14 protein-coding genes are annotated in these 15,063 nt (G+C 58.3%); all 14 read left to right on the top strand.

Going from position 1 to position 15,063, the window contains the following annotated elements; all coding sequences use genetic code 11:
* Window positions 1-48 precede the first annotated feature (48 nt).
* From RLO149_RS18730 to uxuA, 14 genes are read left to right on the top strand one after another with little or no spacing between them, the layout of a single operon-like run.
* The gene (locus tag RLO149_RS18730) at window positions 49-1,218 is read left to right on the top strand and encodes a mandelate racemase/muconate lactonizing enzyme family protein (RefSeq protein WP_013963648.1); all 1,170 of its coding nucleotides are present in this window, start codon (window positions 49-51) and stop codon (window positions 1,216-1,218) included.
* A 27-nt stretch (window positions 1,219-1,245) separates the two neighbouring features.
* Window positions 1,246-2,085 (top strand): TRAP transporter small permease subunit, encoded by an 840-nt coding sequence (locus RLO149_RS18735; RefSeq protein ID WP_044025438.1) that lies wholly within the window; start codon window positions 1,246-1,248, stop codon window positions 2,083-2,085.
* Window positions 2,085-3,707, top strand: a complete 1,623-nt coding sequence (locus tag RLO149_RS18740; RefSeq protein WP_013963650.1) for a TRAP transporter large permease — start codon at window positions 2,085-2,087, stop codon at window positions 3,705-3,707. Before RLO149_RS18735 ends, RLO149_RS18740 begins: the two co-directional genes overlap by 1 nt.
* 16 nt (window positions 3,708-3,723) lie before the next feature.
* Window positions 3,724-4,674 (top strand): phytanoyl-CoA dioxygenase family protein, encoded by a 951-nt coding sequence (locus RLO149_RS18745; protein ID WP_013963651.1) that lies wholly within the window; start codon window positions 3,724-3,726, stop codon window positions 4,672-4,674.
* An 11-nt stretch (window positions 4,675-4,685) separates the two neighbouring features.
* Complete coding sequence (locus RLO149_RS18750; protein ID WP_013963652.1) at window positions 4,686-6,194, top strand: UxaA family hydrolase; 1,509 nt, start codon at window positions 4,686-4,688, stop codon at window positions 6,192-6,194.
* The gene (locus RLO149_RS18755; protein ID WP_044025439.1) at window positions 6,191-7,213 is read left to right on the top strand and encodes a Gfo/Idh/MocA family protein; all 1,023 of its coding nucleotides are present in this window, start codon (window positions 6,191-6,193) and stop codon (window positions 7,211-7,213) included. Before RLO149_RS18750 ends, RLO149_RS18755 begins: the two co-directional genes overlap by 4 nt.
* Window positions 7,191-8,078, top strand: a complete 888-nt coding sequence (locus RLO149_RS18760) for a phytanoyl-CoA dioxygenase family protein (RefSeq protein WP_013963654.1) — start codon at window positions 7,191-7,193, stop codon at window positions 8,076-8,078. Before RLO149_RS18755 ends, RLO149_RS18760 begins: the two co-directional genes overlap by 23 nt.
* Window positions 8,079-8,090: 12 nt before the next feature.
* Complete coding sequence (locus RLO149_RS18765; protein WP_013963655.1) at window positions 8,091-8,978, top strand: NAD(P)-dependent oxidoreductase; 888 nt, start codon at window positions 8,091-8,093, stop codon at window positions 8,976-8,978.
* Window positions 8,979-9,863: a DMT family transporter gene (locus RLO149_RS18770; RefSeq protein WP_013963656.1), complete on the top strand. Its 885-nt coding sequence runs from the start codon at window positions 8,979-8,981 to the stop codon at window positions 9,861-9,863.
* Window positions 9,860-10,741 carry a sugar kinase gene (locus RLO149_RS18775; RefSeq protein ID WP_013963657.1) on the top strand — a complete coding sequence of 294 codons (882 nt, stop codon included), beginning with the start codon at window positions 9,860-9,862 and terminating at the stop codon, window positions 10,739-10,741. Before RLO149_RS18770 ends, RLO149_RS18775 begins: the two co-directional genes overlap by 4 nt.
* The gene (locus RLO149_RS18780; RefSeq protein WP_013963658.1) at window positions 10,738-11,775 is read left to right on the top strand and encodes a Gfo/Idh/MocA family protein; all 1,038 of its coding nucleotides are present in this window, start codon (window positions 10,738-10,740) and stop codon (window positions 11,773-11,775) included. The genes RLO149_RS18775 and RLO149_RS18780 overlap by 4 nt, the downstream gene beginning before the upstream one ends.
* Window positions 11,772-12,773 carry a Gfo/Idh/MocA family protein gene (locus RLO149_RS18785; protein ID WP_013963659.1) on the top strand — a complete coding sequence of 334 codons (1,002 nt, stop codon included), beginning with the start codon at window positions 11,772-11,774 and terminating at the stop codon, window positions 12,771-12,773. Before RLO149_RS18780 ends, RLO149_RS18785 begins: the two co-directional genes overlap by 4 nt.
* A gap of 1 nt (window position 12,774) precedes the next feature.
* A complete protein-coding gene (locus RLO149_RS18790; protein WP_013963660.1) occupies window positions 12,775-13,827 on the top strand; it encodes a Gfo/Idh/MocA family protein in 1,053 nt (350 codons plus the stop codon).
* A complete protein-coding gene (gene uxuA, locus RLO149_RS18795) occupies window positions 13,824-15,011 on the top strand; it encodes a mannonate dehydratase (RefSeq protein WP_013963661.1) in 1,188 nt (395 codons plus the stop codon). The genes RLO149_RS18790 and uxuA overlap by 4 nt, the downstream gene beginning before the upstream one ends.
* Window positions 15,012-15,063: the final 52 nt, after the last annotated feature.

A 15,063-nucleotide genomic window follows, 5' to 3' on the forward strand; every position in this document is an offset into this window, starting at 1 on the left:
TAGTGGCAGGGCTAGAAATGGCCCTGCCTCTTTTCCCTCAGGCACCCCATGAAAATCACCCGCATCATCAGCCATGTATTGCAGTATGAAATGCCCGAGCAGCTTGGGTATTCGCAGCAGTATTACGGGCACCGCACCGCCCATCTGGTGGAGGTTGAAACGGATGAGGGCGTGACCGGGTGGGGGGAATGCTTTGGTCCCGGGACCATCGCCCTTGCCAACAAAAGCATCGTCGAAAAGGTGATCCAGCCCATGGTGCTTGGCATGGATCCGATGGACCGCGACGTGATCTGGCACAAAGTTTACAATCTCATGCGCGATCACGGTCAAAAGGGGATGCCGATGCAGTCCCTGTCCGGAGTGGATATCGCACTGTGGGATATCGCTGGCAAAGTCGCAGGCTTGCCGCTCCATAAAATGATCGGCGGCGCACATCGCATGTCGGTGCCCTGTTACGGCTATGGCATGATGCTCCGGGATGAACCCGTTGACGCACTCGCCGCCCGTTTCACCGATGAAGCCGCCGCAATCAAGGATATGGGTTTCGTCGCCACCAAGATGAAAACAGGTTTCGGCCCCAAACCGGACGTGGCCCTTTGCACCGCCGTGCGCAAAGGCGTCGGCGATGCGTATCCTTTCATGGTCGATGCAAATCACGCCTACACGACATCTGACGCTTTTTACGTTGGCCGGGCACTGGACGAACTGGACGCCTATTGGTTCGAGGAACCCATCGCCCCCGAAGACCACGCCGGATATGCCGAACTGCGGCGCGGGCTGTCGGTCAATATCTCGGGTGGTGAGGCAGAATTCGGCCGTTGGGGTTGGCGCGCGATCCTTGAAAACCGCGGGTTGGATATCGCCCAACCCGAGGTTTGCGCCCTTGGCGGTATCAGTGAATACCTGCGGGTGCTGGCCCTGTGTCACGCGCATTTCACGCCCGTGGTGAACCACGTTTGGGGGTCCGCAATTGCTGTTGCCACGAACCTGCAACTGCTGGCCGCAATGCCCCCCCTGCCCGGTGGCCTGCACCCGTGGGAGCCGATGCTGGAATTCGATACCACCGACAACAAATTCCGCGACGATCTGCTGACACACCCCCTGAACATTCAGGCGCAGGTCAAGGCAAACGCAGGTCGCGTCACCATTCCAGACGGCCCCGGTATCGGGGTCGAACCAGACCGAGACTTTATCGCCCACTACGCTTTAGCCGCGTAACCACGCCAAAAACGAAGGAGCAAAATGATGCAGAGAACCTCAGGCAGCCTCATAGAATGGCTGATCCCGCTGGCCTTCATTCTCTGCGCCGGCTGGGTTGTCTGGCACATCCCTGCCTATTTCCTCACATGGTTTCCACATGAAAATGAATCAATGCGGGGACAGGTCACTGCCATTTTTGACCGCAATGATGTGACGCCCAACCTTTCACCGCTCTTTGGGAAGATCGACCTCGTCGATCTGATTGCCCTCGTTATGGTCCCGGTCCTTTTCTTTTTCGGGGCCAAAACCGTGCGTCGGGCCAATATGGAATTTGAACACTGGCGGCCGGTGGATCGTGGTGCGGTCTTTATCGGACGCGTTACGATGATGCTGATCATCCTGATGACCGGTGTGATGCTCTACGAGGTTTTCCTGCGCTATGTGGTTGAGCGTCCGACACTTTGGGCCAATGAACTGTCCCTCTGGCTTGCGGGATTCATTTTCCTGATGGCCGGGCTTTATGCCATGCAGCAGCGCAGCCACATCCGTATTTTTCTGCTCTACGATGTCTGTCCGCGATGGTTGCAACGTGTTTTTGACTGCATCACCACGCTGCTGATCGTGTTGTTCGCCTTCTTTCTGGTCTACGGCAGCTACAAGCAGGTGTTTGAGAACAAGCTCTACAAATGGGAGACCTTTGGTACGGCGTTTGACCCGCCGATCCCTGCGACCCTGCAACCGCTGGTGCTGATCGTGATCTCACTGGTGGCGGTGCAGGCGGTGCTGAACCTGATCTCTGACTGGAACGCTGAGCCTGAGATACATGACGACACACCAGACGAAGACGAAATTCGGGCCCTGAAACGCGCGGTAGGACAAGACTGATGGATATTGGAACGATCTCTTTGGTGTTGATGCTGGCACTGATCCTGCTGCTGGCCATCGGCATGCCGCTCGGGCTGGCATCGGCGTCGCTGGCGGTTCTTGTGCTGGTGATGAAGTTTGAACCCACGCTTTTGTCCAACCCGATGACCTTTGGCGACGGTATTCTGACCTCAAGACCCGGGACGGGGCCGCTTTATATTCTGACGCAGAAAATATACGGGCTCTTAACGGACTATGTGCTCATATCAATTCCGCTGTTTATCTTCATGGCCGCTTTGCTGGAACGCTCCGGCGTGGCCAAGGATATGTATTCCTCCCTGAATGTTTGGCTGTCGGGCACGCGCGGGGGCATCGCCATCGTGACGTCGATCATGGCCGTGATCATGGCGGCCATGTCGGGTATTATCGGGGGCGAAGTCGTCCTGCTTGGCCTGATTGCCCTGCCGCAAATGCTCAGGCTGGGGTACAATCAGAACCTTGCCATCGGGGTCATATGTGCCTCGGGCAGTCTGGGGACAATGATTCCGCCGTCCATCGTTCTCATTATCTATGGTCTGATCACTGAAACCTCGATCAAGGCGCTGTTCACCGCGTCCTTCCTGCCGGGGTTCATGCTGGCCTCGTTTATCATCATCTACATCATCATCCGCACGCAGCTTCATCCCGAAGACGCCCCCCTGCCCGATCCTGTGCCCGGTGATCCGCAGGGCCGCGAAAAGGGTCGGTTGTTTCTCGCGTTCCTCTCCGTCGTCACGGCAGGTTTTTCCGTGGCCTTGTTCCTGCGCGCGGCCTTCTTTGAATTCACTGGTTCCAACGCCGCAAACGAAGGCGACCCCTTTGCCTTCGGGACCGCCGACTGGTTGCCGTGGTTTGGCGGAACGTTCATCCTGATGATGGGGCTGATGTACTTTTACTTTGGTATGAAAGACACCAAAACAGGCTGGAACATGGGCAAGGGTCTCGTGGCCCCAATCGTCGTCATCGGCGTTGTCATGGGATCGATCTATGGCGGTATTACGGGCATTACCGAAGCCGCCGGCATGGGCGCATTCGCCGTTCTGGTCATCGCAATAATGCGCGGTGAGGCCTCGTGGGACCTGATCTGGGACAGCCTGATGCGCACGCTGAAATCCACGGGCACGATCATCTGGGTCACCATCGGTGCCGCGGCCCTTGCGGGCGCCTATACCATCGCGGGCGGGCCCACCTATGTGGCGGATTTCATCGTCGGCACCGATCTGCCCACCATGGGGATTATTCTCGCAATGATGCTGATCCTGCTGTTCATGGGGGCCTTCATGGATTGGGTTGGGATCGTGTTGCTGATTATCCCTGTGTTCCTGCCCATCATCCGACGTCTGCCCATTGAAGAGATCGGCTTCATCGGCCAGCTGGAACCGCAGCACATCGCCATCTGGTTCGGCGTTGTCTTTTGTATGAACATGCAGGTCAGTTTTCTGTCGCCCCCCTTTGGCCCGGCTGCGTTCTACCTGAAATCAGTGGCCCCGCCGCACATCAGCCTGACGGATATCTTCAAGGGGTTCCTGCCTTTCATCGGTATTCAGCTTTGCGCCCTGACGGTCCTGCTGATCTGGCCTAATATCGTGACACTGCTTTTATAGAGATCGGAGGATTTATATGCTGACGCCTGCACAAATAGATGACTTCGAAACCCAAGGCTATTTGGTTGTACCGGACGTGGTCCCAATTGACGTGCTGAACCATGTCAAAGCAGAATACGCGGCCCTTTTGGATCGGTTGTACGCGGAGTGGTTTGAACAGGGTCGCGTGGCAACACCGCCTGACTCCCTTGATTTCTGGGGAAAGCTGATTGAGGCCTACCGCGCCAAATGCGATTATTTCCAGCCGCTCGATATCAGCCTGCCGGGCGACGAAATTTCACCCGATACGCCGTTTCATTTTGGCCCAGCCGTATTCGATCTGTTGACGGAACCAAGGTTGCTCGATGTCGCGGAAAGCCTCTTGGGGCCTGAACTTACGTCCAATCCCATCCAACACGTCAGGTTAAAACCGCCTGCCACCGATCTGCAATCGGATGAAATACGTGCGCATATTACTGCGACTGACTGGCATCAGGACCGCGCCGTCGCTTTGGAAGAAGCGGACGAAACCCGCATGGTGACGGTTTGGATCGCTGTCACGGATGCCACCATTGAAAACGGGTGCCTGCAGGTTCAGGCACAAACACCGGATCAGGATATCCTGCCCCATTGCGCGCGCACGCAAACAGGCATCGCGGATGGATTTGTCGATGAAGCCAAAGCCATCCCGCTGCCCATCAAGGCCGGGGGCGTTGTGCTGTTTCATCCGCTCACGCCGCATGCATCGCTGACAAATCAGACGGATGCGTTTCGCTGGTCCTTCGATATCCGCTACAATGTCACGGGTGAGCCGACGGGGCGCAGCCATTTCCCCGATTTTATCGCCCGCTCGCGCGCCAACCCGGACAGCGAATTGCGCGACTGGCGGGTATGGAAAGCGATGTGGGAAAACACACGCACAAAGCTTTCCGACGCGCCACATATCCCGATTCACCGCTGGACATCAGATGCGCCTTTCTGCGCGTAAAAGGAACTCTCATGGATACTGTTCGCCTAGATCCCTCAGATAATGTCGTGACTGCCACCCGCGCTCTCGAAGTCGGCGTTGATATCGGGGAGACCAAAACAAATGCACTGATCCCCTCAGGGCATAAGATCGCAACGCAAGCGATCCCCAAAGGCGATGCTATCCGCAAATATGCACAAATCATTGGCTATGCCATTGAGGATATCGCCGCAGGTGATCACGTACACACGCAAAACGTCGAGTTTCGCAATACAGATGCCGACTATGAGTTCTCAACCGATCAACGGCCCGTCACACCTGTGCCAGAGGCTGAACGCGACACCTTTATGGGCTTTCGGCGCGGGAACGGCGCGGTGGGCACGCGCAACTACATCGCGATTGTCACGTCGGTAAACTGCTCGGCCACGGCGGCGCGGATGATTGCCAACCACTTCACCCCCGAGGTGATGGCCGCCTATCCCAACGTCGACGGTGTCGCGGCTTTCGTGCATGGCACGGGCTGCGGTATGGCAGGTGATGGCGATGGGTTTGAGGCCCTGCAACGGGTGATGTGGGGCTATGCGCGCCATCCGAACCACGCTGGCGTTTTGATGGTCGGCCTGGGATGCGAAATGAACCAGATCGACTGGCTCCTCGAAGCCTATGGCCTGAAGCAAAGCAAAACCTTTCAGGTCATGAACATCCAGTCGGTTGCGGGCCTGCGCAAGACCGTCGAAATGGGCATCCAGAAGATCGAGGCCATGCTGCCCATCGCCAATCAGGCGACACGCACGCAGTGCCCCGCGTCCGAGTTAATGGTCGCCTTACAATGCGGCGGATCGGACGCATGGTCGGGGATCACGGCGAACCCTGCGCTGGGTCATGCCTGTGATCTGCTGGCAGCACAGGGCGGCACCGGCGTTCTCGCCGAAACACCGGAAATTTATGGCGCTGAGCACTTGCTAACGCGTCGCGCCATAGACCGTGCAACCGGTGAACAGCTTGTCGGCCTGATCAAGTGGTGGGAGGATTACACCGCCCGCAACAAAGGCACGATGGACAACAACCCCTCCCCCGGCAACAAGGCAGGCGGCTTGACCACGATCCTTGAAAAATCACTCGGTGCTGCGGCCAAAGGGGGCACCTCGCCGCTCATGGGGGTCTACAAATACGCCGAATCCGTGCGCGCGCGCGGCTTCACCTTCATGGACAGCCCCGGCTATGATCCGGCTTCCGTCACGGGCCAGATCGCGGGCGGCTGCAATCTGGTTTGTTTCACCACGGGGCGCGGCTCCGCATTTGGGTCAAAACCCAGCCCGACCATCAAGGTGGCGACCAATTCGGCCATGGCAAAGCGCATGAGCGAGGACATGGATGTCGACGCCGGCACCATCCTGACCGAGGGCATAAGCGTCGAAGAGAAGGGGCGCGAGATCTACGAGATGTTTTTGCGCGTCGCCTCAGGCGAGGCAACAAAATCCGAAGCGCAGGGCCTTGGCGATTACGAATTCGTGCCATGGCAAATCGGGGCTGTGATGTGAAAAAAGTCCTCGTCGTGGGTGGAGGGTTGATTGGTGCACGTCACGTGCAGACAGTGAAAGACCACCCACGCTGCACGCTGGTTGGCCTCGTTGATCCGAACCCTGATATCAAAACTGGCGAAGGCATCCCACGCTTTGATGACATGGCGCAGGTGACAACACCCATGGACGGTGTGATCCTCGCGACACCGACGGATTTGCACAGCGCACAGGGTCAGTATGCCGCCGAACGTGGCTGGCATATGCTGATCGAAAAGCCTGTCGCGGGCGATATGGGCGCCGCGCGCGCGCTCGGCGATGCGGTGCAACAGGCTGGTGTCGGTTCGCTGGTCGGGCATCATCGCCGCTATCACGCGTCGGTCCAGCAATTGAAACAACTGCTGGCCGAAGGCGCTATTGGGACGCCGGTCACGGTCAGCATGATCTGGGCGATGCGCAAGCCGGATGCTTATTTTGACGGGAATTGGCGCACGGCAGGCGGCAGTCCTGTTCTTATCAACCTCGTGCATGACATTGACACTTTGCGTTTCGTGGTCGGTGAGATCGTCGCAACAGCAGCCTTGCGCGGGCGCGGCCTGCGCGGGGAGACGCGGATCGAATCCGGTGCCATCGCGCTGGCCTTTGAACATGGGGCGACAGGCACCATCAGCTTTGCCGATACCACGCCCAGCCCCTGGGGGTTCGAAGCAGCCACCGGCGAGAACCCCAATATCGGCACAACCGGTCAGGATATGCTGTGGATTTCCGGGACGGATGGCGCGATCAGTTTTCCGTCCATGACGCTGTGGCAGGGAAAAGACTGGGGGAAAGCTGCGCGCCAAAAACCTTTGGTCCGCTGGGAAAACACAAAACCACCCCTCGACGCTCAGCTGGATCATTTCCTTGACGTGATGGACGGGGCCGCGCCACTGATTGATGTTGCGGATGCGACCCGAACGCTTGAAATCGCACTGGCCATCGAAGACCAACTGGCAGCTCAGACGACAGGAGACGGCCATGCCCGAAGTGCTCTCGCCTGAACAGATCACGCAATATAATGACCATGGCTATCTGGTTGTGGAAAACCAGATACCGCCCGAATGGATCACGCAACTCCGCGACGAGATCACCCGGTTTGAGACCGAAGCCGCTGGCATGACGCAGTCGAACGACCGCCTGGACCTTGAGGATACCCATACGCCAGCCGAGCCACGTCTGAGGCGTGTGAAACTGCCGCATATGATATCGGATGTGGTGCGCGACTTGATGGTTTCAGACCACATTCTCGGCCCGGCACGCGATCTGATCGGACCTGACCTGAGGCTGCACACGACCAAACTGAATATGAAATCGGCGGGATATGGGGCGGCGGTAGAATGGCATCAGGACTATGCCTTTTACCCCCATACCAACGATGACATTCTGGCCATTGGGGTACTGATCGACGATATGGCCGCTGAAAACGGGCCGCTTATGGTCTACCCCGAAAGCCATAAGGGGCCGGTCTATGATCATCATGTGGATGGCGTCTTTGCGGGTGCGATGCTGCCCGAGGAAAACGGGCTCAATCCTGACGACGCGGTTCAGCTGACCGGCCCGGCGGGGTCTATCAGCATCCATCACGGCCGTATTGTGCATGGCTCGGCGCTGAATACATCTGATCAGCCACGCCGTATCCTGTTTTTCGAAATGATGGCGGCGGATGCTTTTCCGATCATGGGGTCCATGACCCGCTGGGACGGCATCGAAGACTATGACACCCGCATGCTATGCGGTCAGCCGACCAAAAGTCCGCGCCTAAAGAACATCCCGTTGCGCATTCCACAACCGCAGCCGGACGTGCCGATATCGATTTATGAAATCCAGAAAGGCATGAAAAAACGTGCCTTTGATACCGCGAAATAGGAGACACCTCGCATGACAAAACCAACTATCGGATTCATCGGCCTTGGGCTTATGGGCGGGGCAATGGTCGGTCGCCTGCAAGATCAGGGGTACGCGCTGAGCGTTCTGGGCAACCGCGACCGGACCCATCTGGACGCAGCCGTCGCCCGAGGGGCAACGGAAGTCGCCAGCGCCAAAGAGGTGGCCGCAGCCAGCGACATCATAATGCTCTGCATGGGTACATCGGATCATGTGGAAAGCCGGATGCGCGGCGAGGATGGCGTGATCGCCGGTCTCAAACCCGGCGCTGTCGTGATTGATTTCGGCACATCGCTGCCTGCGTCCACCAGAACCCTCGGCGCAGAGGTCGCGGAAGCAGGCGGCACCTATCTGGATGCTCCCCTGGGTCGCACACCCAGCCACGCCAAGGACGGCATGCTCAACATCATGTGCGCGGGCGACAAGGCGGCCTTTGACAAGGTCGAGGGTGTCTTGAAAGACCTCGGCGAAAACGTGTTTCACCTCGGTGCCCTCGGGTCCGGACATACGATCAAGCTCATCAACAACTTCTTTGGCATGACCGTGGCCAATGCAATGGCCGAAGCCTTTGCCATGGCCGACATCGCCGGTGTGAACCGCAAGGAGCTTTATGACGTGATGGCCGCCGGACCGCTGCACAGCGGGATGATGGATTTCGTCAAAGGCTACGGCGTAGACGGCGATCCGAACCTGCTGGCCTTTGCGATCAAGAACGCGGCCAAAGACGTCGGGTATTATTCGAAGATGGCCGATGACGCAGGCGTCAAAAGCATCATGTCGCAGTCCGCATTATCCGCTTTGAGCGAAGCGCGTGACACGGGTCATGGTGATGAGATGGTCAGCCAGATGGTTGATTTCTTTGCCAATAAATACAGCACCTAAATGGCAGTCGCGGCGCAAGCCATAGAGGACCGGCCCCAGCTTGGCATTCTCATGATGCTGGTGGCCTGGTACTTCTTTGCGATGGTCGATGTTTCGGCCAAATGGCTTGCGCTGGCGGGCTTTCCGGCGTTTCAACTGGTGTTCATGCGCTATGCCGGGCATCTGGTGATTTCGGTGGGCATGATTGCCAAAGACGGCATGACCCTCGATCGGTTTCGCACCGATCACATCTGGCTGGTGCTGAGCCGGGCCTTGCTGCTGATCTCTGCCACATTGGGTAATTTCTATGCCCTGAGCTATCTGCCGCTGACGATCATTTCGGCGATCATGTTTTCCAGCCCGATCATCGTGTGCTTTTTGTCGATGACCATTCTGAAAGAGCAAATCGGGCCGTGGCGCTGGGGGGCCATCGTGTTGGGGTTTGCCGGCGTTCTAATCGTGATCCGCCCGTTTGGCGAGACGTTCCATCCGGCGATGATCCTGCCATTGTATAACGCGACTGCGCTGGCGCTGTACTCCCTGATGACCCGCAAACTCGCCGGGATTGTCGCAACCGAAACGCAGCAACTCTACCTCGGCGCTTTGGGAACCATGCTGACCCTGCCCTTTGCCCTCTGGTTCTGGATTCCGCCGCAAAGCCTCTTGGACACGGTATTGCTGATCGGGCTGGGCGTCTTGGGCTGGGGCGGGCATCAATTGCTCACCAATGCGCACCGCTTTGCGCCTGCCAATACGCTGATGCCATATACCTATTCGTTCATGATTTACATTGCCGCCTTCAGCTGGCTGATCTTTGGGGATGTGCCTGATTTCTGGGTCGTCGTCGGCGCATTGGTGATCGTGGCGTCCGGCCTCATCATCTGGAAAAGGGAGCAGCGCACATGACCCGTATCGCCTGCGTCGGAGAAGCGATGATCGAACTGTCCATTCTGGGGCAGACCTCGCAAGTCGGTGTCGCGGGCGACACGTTGAATACGGCGATTTACCTCAAGCGGAATGCACCGCAGTTCAGCGTCGATTACGTAACCTGTCTGGGTGACGATCCGTTTTCGGACCAGATTGAGGACTTCATCGCAGCACAAGACATCGGCACCGGTGCTGTGACCCGCCTGACCGGGAAATCCCCCGGCCTCTATGCGATCACAACCACGGATGATGGCGAACGATCTTTCACCTATTGGCGCAGTGCTGCCGCTGCACGGGACCTGTTCAAGACCGATGCGGGTTATAATTTCGAGATCCTTGAGGCCTATGACCTTGTGTACCTCTCGGGCATCAGCGTGGCGATCCTGCCGGATGCAGCGCGCAGTGCATTGGTTGAGTGGTTGGGCAGAACACCCATCAAACTGGCCTATGACAGCAATTATCGACCGCGCCTTTGGGAGGACAAACCGACCGCACAGCGCGTGACATCTGCCCTGTGGGAGCGTGCAGACATCTGCCTGCCCTCCATTGATGATGAAATGCTGCTCTTTGATGAAGATGCCGCAGCGGTTGAGGCGCGATTTGCCCGATATCGCGGCACCGGCGCGTTGAAACGCGGCGAAGAGGGCCCAATCAGTCTGGGTGATGCAGTCTCGCAATCCTACGGTGCAGCACCGCATGTAGTTGACACCACGGCAGCGGGTGACAGTTTCAATGGCGCTTATCTCGCGGCAATCCTCGCCGGTCAGACGCAAGCGCAGGCTTTGCGTGCCGGACATGATTGCGCGGCACAGGTCGTGCAATACCGGGGGGCGATTATGCCCAAGGCTGCGCCATGAAAAACGCTGTTCTGATCGGGCTTGGCATGGTGGCGGATACACATCTTGCCGCGTTTCGGGATGCTGAGACCGTTGATCTATCCGGCATCATGGGGCGCGACCCGGAAAAGGCCCGCGCTTATGGCAGACATGCCGCCGACCTGCTGGGCCGCGCGGTGAAAACCTATCAAAACGCAGATGAGATTGCCGCCGACCCTGGGGTCGATTTCGTTGTCATTGCGACGCCCCCGGATGCACGGCGCGACTTGATTGCGCCTTTGGTGCGGGCGGGCAAACCAATCCTGATGGAAAAACCCGTTGAGCGGACCCTTGAAGCCGCACAAGACATTGTCACGCTCTGCGCAGATCATGCTGTGCCGCTTGGTATCGTCTTCCAGCACCGCGCGCGCGCCGCGTCACAGGCGTTGAAACAGGCGCTTGATCAAGGCAAGCTGGGCGATATCACCAATGCCGAAATTCGCGTTCCGTGGTGGCGGGATCAGGGCTATTTCGATACCCCGGGACGCGGCACCTATGCCCGCGATGGCGGTGGCGTGATGATATCGCAGGCGATCCACACGCTGGACCTTTCGCTTTGGTTGCTGGGGCCGTTTTCCACGGTCTGCGCGCATATGCACCGTACCGCCCTGCACAGGCTGGAGGCTGAAAACTGGGCCGGTGCCTTGTTTGAAACCGTAGCGGGCTGTGTGGGTACACTGACGGCCACAACTTCGGCTTTTCCGGGAACGGCGGAAACCATCAGCCTGCATGGCACCAAGGCCAGTGCGCATCTGGAAAGCGGCGTGCTTACGATATCCTATCTGGACGGGCAGACAGAAACACATGGTGCCAGCGCCACGACCGGCGGCGGCGCGGACCCTATGGCCTTTACCCACGCGTGGCATCAAAGCGTGATCGAAGACTTCGCGCAGGCAATCACCGACCAGCGCGACCCGATGGCCACCGGGAAACAGGCCCTCATGGCCCATGCGGTCATTGATGCAATGGAACGATCCGGCACATCGCGGGTCTGGGAAAAGGTGGCACAGGTTTGAGCGTTAAATTCATCGCCATTGGCCTCGATCACCGGCATATTTTCGGCATGACGCAAAACATGCTGGACGCCGGGGCGCAATGCCTCGGGTTCTGGACCGCAGGCACGCCACACAGCCTTGAGGGGTTTCGCAAACGCTTTCCGCTGCTTAAACGATTTGAAAGAATCGAGGATGCACTGGCATCTGGCGCAGATCTGGCCTTGATCGCCGCAATCCCCGCAGACCGTGCAGCACTGGCGATCCAATGCATGCAGCGCGGCATGGACGTGATGACCGACAAACCCGGCTGCACCACCATGGCGCAGCTGGACGATCTGCGCCGTGCTGTCCGTGACACCGGACGGATCTGGTCGATCAACTTTTCCGAACGGTTTGAAGTCCCGGCCGTCACGCGCGCCAGCGCATTGGTGGCCGAAGGGGCGATTGGCCGGGTGGTGCACACCGCCGGGCTAGGGCCGCATCGGCTTAACAAAGAAACTAGGCCGGATTGGTTTTTCGACCGAACCCGATATGGCGGTATCCTCACCGATATCGCCTCGCATCAAATCGACCAGTTCCTGCATTTCACCGGCTCCACAGAGGCCGAGGTGACCCATGCTTTCGTGGCCAACCACACGAACCCGGCCCACCCCGGGCTTCAGGATTTCGGTGAGATCACCCTGAAAAGCGATCAGGGCACGGGATCCATCAGGGTGGATTGGTACACGCCCGATGCGCTACCCACATGGGGCGACGGGCGTCTGACCATTCTGGGCACCGAAGGCTATATCGAGTTGCGCAAATATGTGGATGTCGGGGGCAGGGACGGCACCGATCACCTGATCCTAGTTACCGGGGACAGATGCGAAAAGATCGACGCGTCAGATGCCGGTTTGCCCTATTCCGACCATTTGTTGAATGACATCGAAAACCGCACTGAATCGGCGATGACACAAGCGCATTGCTTCAAAGTGATGGAGCTTGCCTTGCAAGCGCAAGCGCTGGCCGAAGGGGCGTAACATGTTGAATGTTGCCATTCTTGGCGCCGGAATCGGGGCGCAACATCTTGCCGCCTATCAGGCACTGCCGCATCTGTTCCGGGTTGCTGCCCTTGTGGACAAGGATCAAACCCGCGCCGAGGTGTTGCGTGGCACGCATGATTTCCTGATTACACCCGATTGGGATGGCGTTTTTGCGATGCCCGACATTGACCTTATCGACATTTGCCTGCCCCCTCACCTGCATCTGCCCGTCACGCTGAAGGCACTGGCTGCGGGCAAAAATGTCATCTGTGAGAAACCGCTGGCGACCAGCCTCGCCGGGGTAGAACAGATCGCCCAGTCCACCAGACAACACAACCGGACGGTATATCCGGTTTTCCAATACCGCTACGGTCCGGCCTTTACGCAGTTGCGCCACCTGCAACACGCAGGTCTTTTGGGTCAGCCGCTGGTGGCTTCGATGGAAACGCATTGGGCCCGTGATGGCGACTATTATGCCGTGCCATGGCGCGGTACATGGGCGGGCGAACAGGGCGGTGCGGTTTTGGGCCATGCCATCCACGCTCATGACCTACTGACGCATTTCATGGGGCCGGTGCGATCCGTTTCGGCGGTGACGACCACCCGCGTCAATCCGATCGAAACAGAAGACTGCGCGGCAATAACCTTTGAAATGGTGAATGGGGCAATAGCGACAAGCAACATCACCCTTGGGGCTGCAAGGGATGAAACGAGGTTGAGGTTCGTGTTTGAAAAGCTGACGGCGACATCGGGCACAACCCCTTATGCGCCCGGCACGTCAGATTGGTCGTTCATTGCCAGAAATCCCAAAGACCAGCCCACAATCGAAAACGCATTGGCAAGCGCACCTATCAAACCACCGGGTTTTGAAGGTTTTTTAAGCGCGGTCGCAGCTGATCTGGCCGGGCGGCCTTCGAATTCGGTTCCACTGGCGGATGGGGCGGCTTCCATTGAACTGGTGACAGCGATATATCATTCTGCGAGGAGCGGCGCGCGCGTTTCGTTGCCGCTGCCATCGGCTCACCCCTTATTCAACGGATGGATACCATGAAACAATGTTGGCGCTGGTTCGGACCCGCAGACAAGATCGCCCTGCCCGATCTACATCAGGTCGGCGTGCAAGGGATCGTGAGCGCCCTGCATGATGTCCTGCCCGGTGCGCTTTGGTCGCCCGAAGCGATCCGGCAACGGCAGGATATGCTGCACCAACAGGGCTTTGACTGGGCGGTTGTCGAAAGCCTGCCTGTGTCGGAAAGCATCAAGACGCAAAGCCCGCAGATGGCAGATCATCTACTGGCCTATAAGGAAAGCCTGCGCAATCTGGCAACGGCTGGCATCAGCACCATTTGCTATAATTTCATGCCGATCCTCGATTGGACCCGGACGGAACTGCGCGCAAAGCAACCCCACGGCGGGACGGCGATGCTATTTCGCTTTCTGGATTTTGCCGTGTTCGATCTGCACATTCTGCAACGGGACGGCGCAGCCTCGGATTATTCGCAAGAGCTGCAAGAAATGGCGGCACAGCGATTTGCCGAGCTGACTGACACGCAGCGCGTCGCGCTGCAGAACAACATCGTCGCGGGCCTGCCCGGGTCCAACGACAAGTGGACAACGGATGACGTGCGGGCGCATCTGGCGACCTATCAGGACATTTCGCCCGCGCAACTGCGCCAGAACCTCATTGATTTCCTGTCCGAGGTATGTCCCGTCGCCGAAGAGCTTGGCCTGCGCCTGTGCTGTCATCCGGATGATCCGCCCTTTTCACTGCTTGGCCTGCCGCGCATCATGTCGTCCACCGATGACTATGCACATATCCTGAATGCCGTACCCAGCCCGGCAAATGGCGCGACACTGTGCACCGGATCGCTCGGCGTGGCGGAAGGTTTCGACCCGGTTGAGTTTGTCAGCCGCCTTGGCGACAAAATCCATTTCGTGCATCTGCGCAATACCAAACGCCTACCCGGATCGGACCGGGCGCGACCAGATTTCTTTGAGGCCGCGCATCTGGAGGGTGACACCGATATGGTCGCCACCATCAAAGCGCTGCTGGCCGAAGAAAAACGTCGCAAGGACGCAGGCCGGTCAGATTGGGAAATCCCCATGCGCCCCGACCATGGGCAGGAATTGCTCAGCGATCTGGGGGGCGGCAGCATGCCCGGCTATCCGCTGATCGGGCGCATGCGGGGCCTTGCGGAGTTGCGCGGGATCATGGCGGCGTTTGACTCGGCCTAGAGCGTCTGACGAAACATCAAATATCACGTAACGCGTTGAAATCTTTGGTTTC

The sequence above is a fragment of the Roseobacter litoralis Och 149 genome (genome assembly GCF_000154785.2).
Classification (GTDB): Bacteria; Pseudomonadota; Alphaproteobacteria; order Rhodobacterales; family Rhodobacteraceae; genus Roseobacter; species Roseobacter litoralis.

What these genes read in the sequence shown, in the direction of transcription:
- RLO149_RS18730 (WP_013963648.1), top strand. Translation starts at nt 49, where the DNA reads ATGAAAATCACCCGCATCATCAGCCATGTATTGCAGTATGAAATGCCC.
- RLO149_RS18735 (WP_044025438.1), top strand. Translation starts at nt 1,246, where the DNA reads ATGCAGAGAACCTCAGGCAGCCTCATAGAATGGCTGATCCCGCTGGCC.
- RLO149_RS18740 (WP_013963650.1), top strand. Translation starts at nt 2,085, where the DNA reads ATGGATATTGGAACGATCTCTTTGGTGTTGATGCTGGCACTGATCCTG.
- RLO149_RS18745 (WP_013963651.1), top strand. Translation starts at nt 3,724, where the DNA reads ATGCTGACGCCTGCACAAATAGATGACTTCGAAACCCAAGGCTATTTG.
- RLO149_RS18750 (WP_013963652.1), top strand. Translation starts at nt 4,686, where the DNA reads ATGGATACTGTTCGCCTAGATCCCTCAGATAATGTCGTGACTGCCACC.
- RLO149_RS18760 (WP_013963654.1), top strand. Translation starts at nt 7,191, where the DNA reads ATGCCCGAAGTGCTCTCGCCTGAACAGATCACGCAATATAATGACCAT.
- RLO149_RS18765 (WP_013963655.1), top strand. Translation starts at nt 8,091, where the DNA reads ATGACAAAACCAACTATCGGATTCATCGGCCTTGGGCTTATGGGCGGG.
- RLO149_RS18770 (WP_013963656.1), top strand. Translation starts at nt 8,979, where the DNA reads ATGGCAGTCGCGGCGCAAGCCATAGAGGACCGGCCCCAGCTTGGCATT.
- RLO149_RS18775 (WP_013963657.1), top strand. Translation starts at nt 9,860, where the DNA reads ATGACCCGTATCGCCTGCGTCGGAGAAGCGATGATCGAACTGTCCATT.
- RLO149_RS18780 (WP_013963658.1), top strand. Translation starts at nt 10,738, where the DNA reads ATGAAAAACGCTGTTCTGATCGGGCTTGGCATGGTGGCGGATACACAT.
- RLO149_RS18790 (WP_013963660.1), top strand. Translation starts at nt 12,775, where the DNA reads ATGTTGAATGTTGCCATTCTTGGCGCCGGAATCGGGGCGCAACATCTT.
- uxuA (WP_013963661.1), top strand. Translation starts at nt 13,824, where the DNA reads ATGAAACAATGTTGGCGCTGGTTCGGACCCGCAGACAAGATCGCCCTG.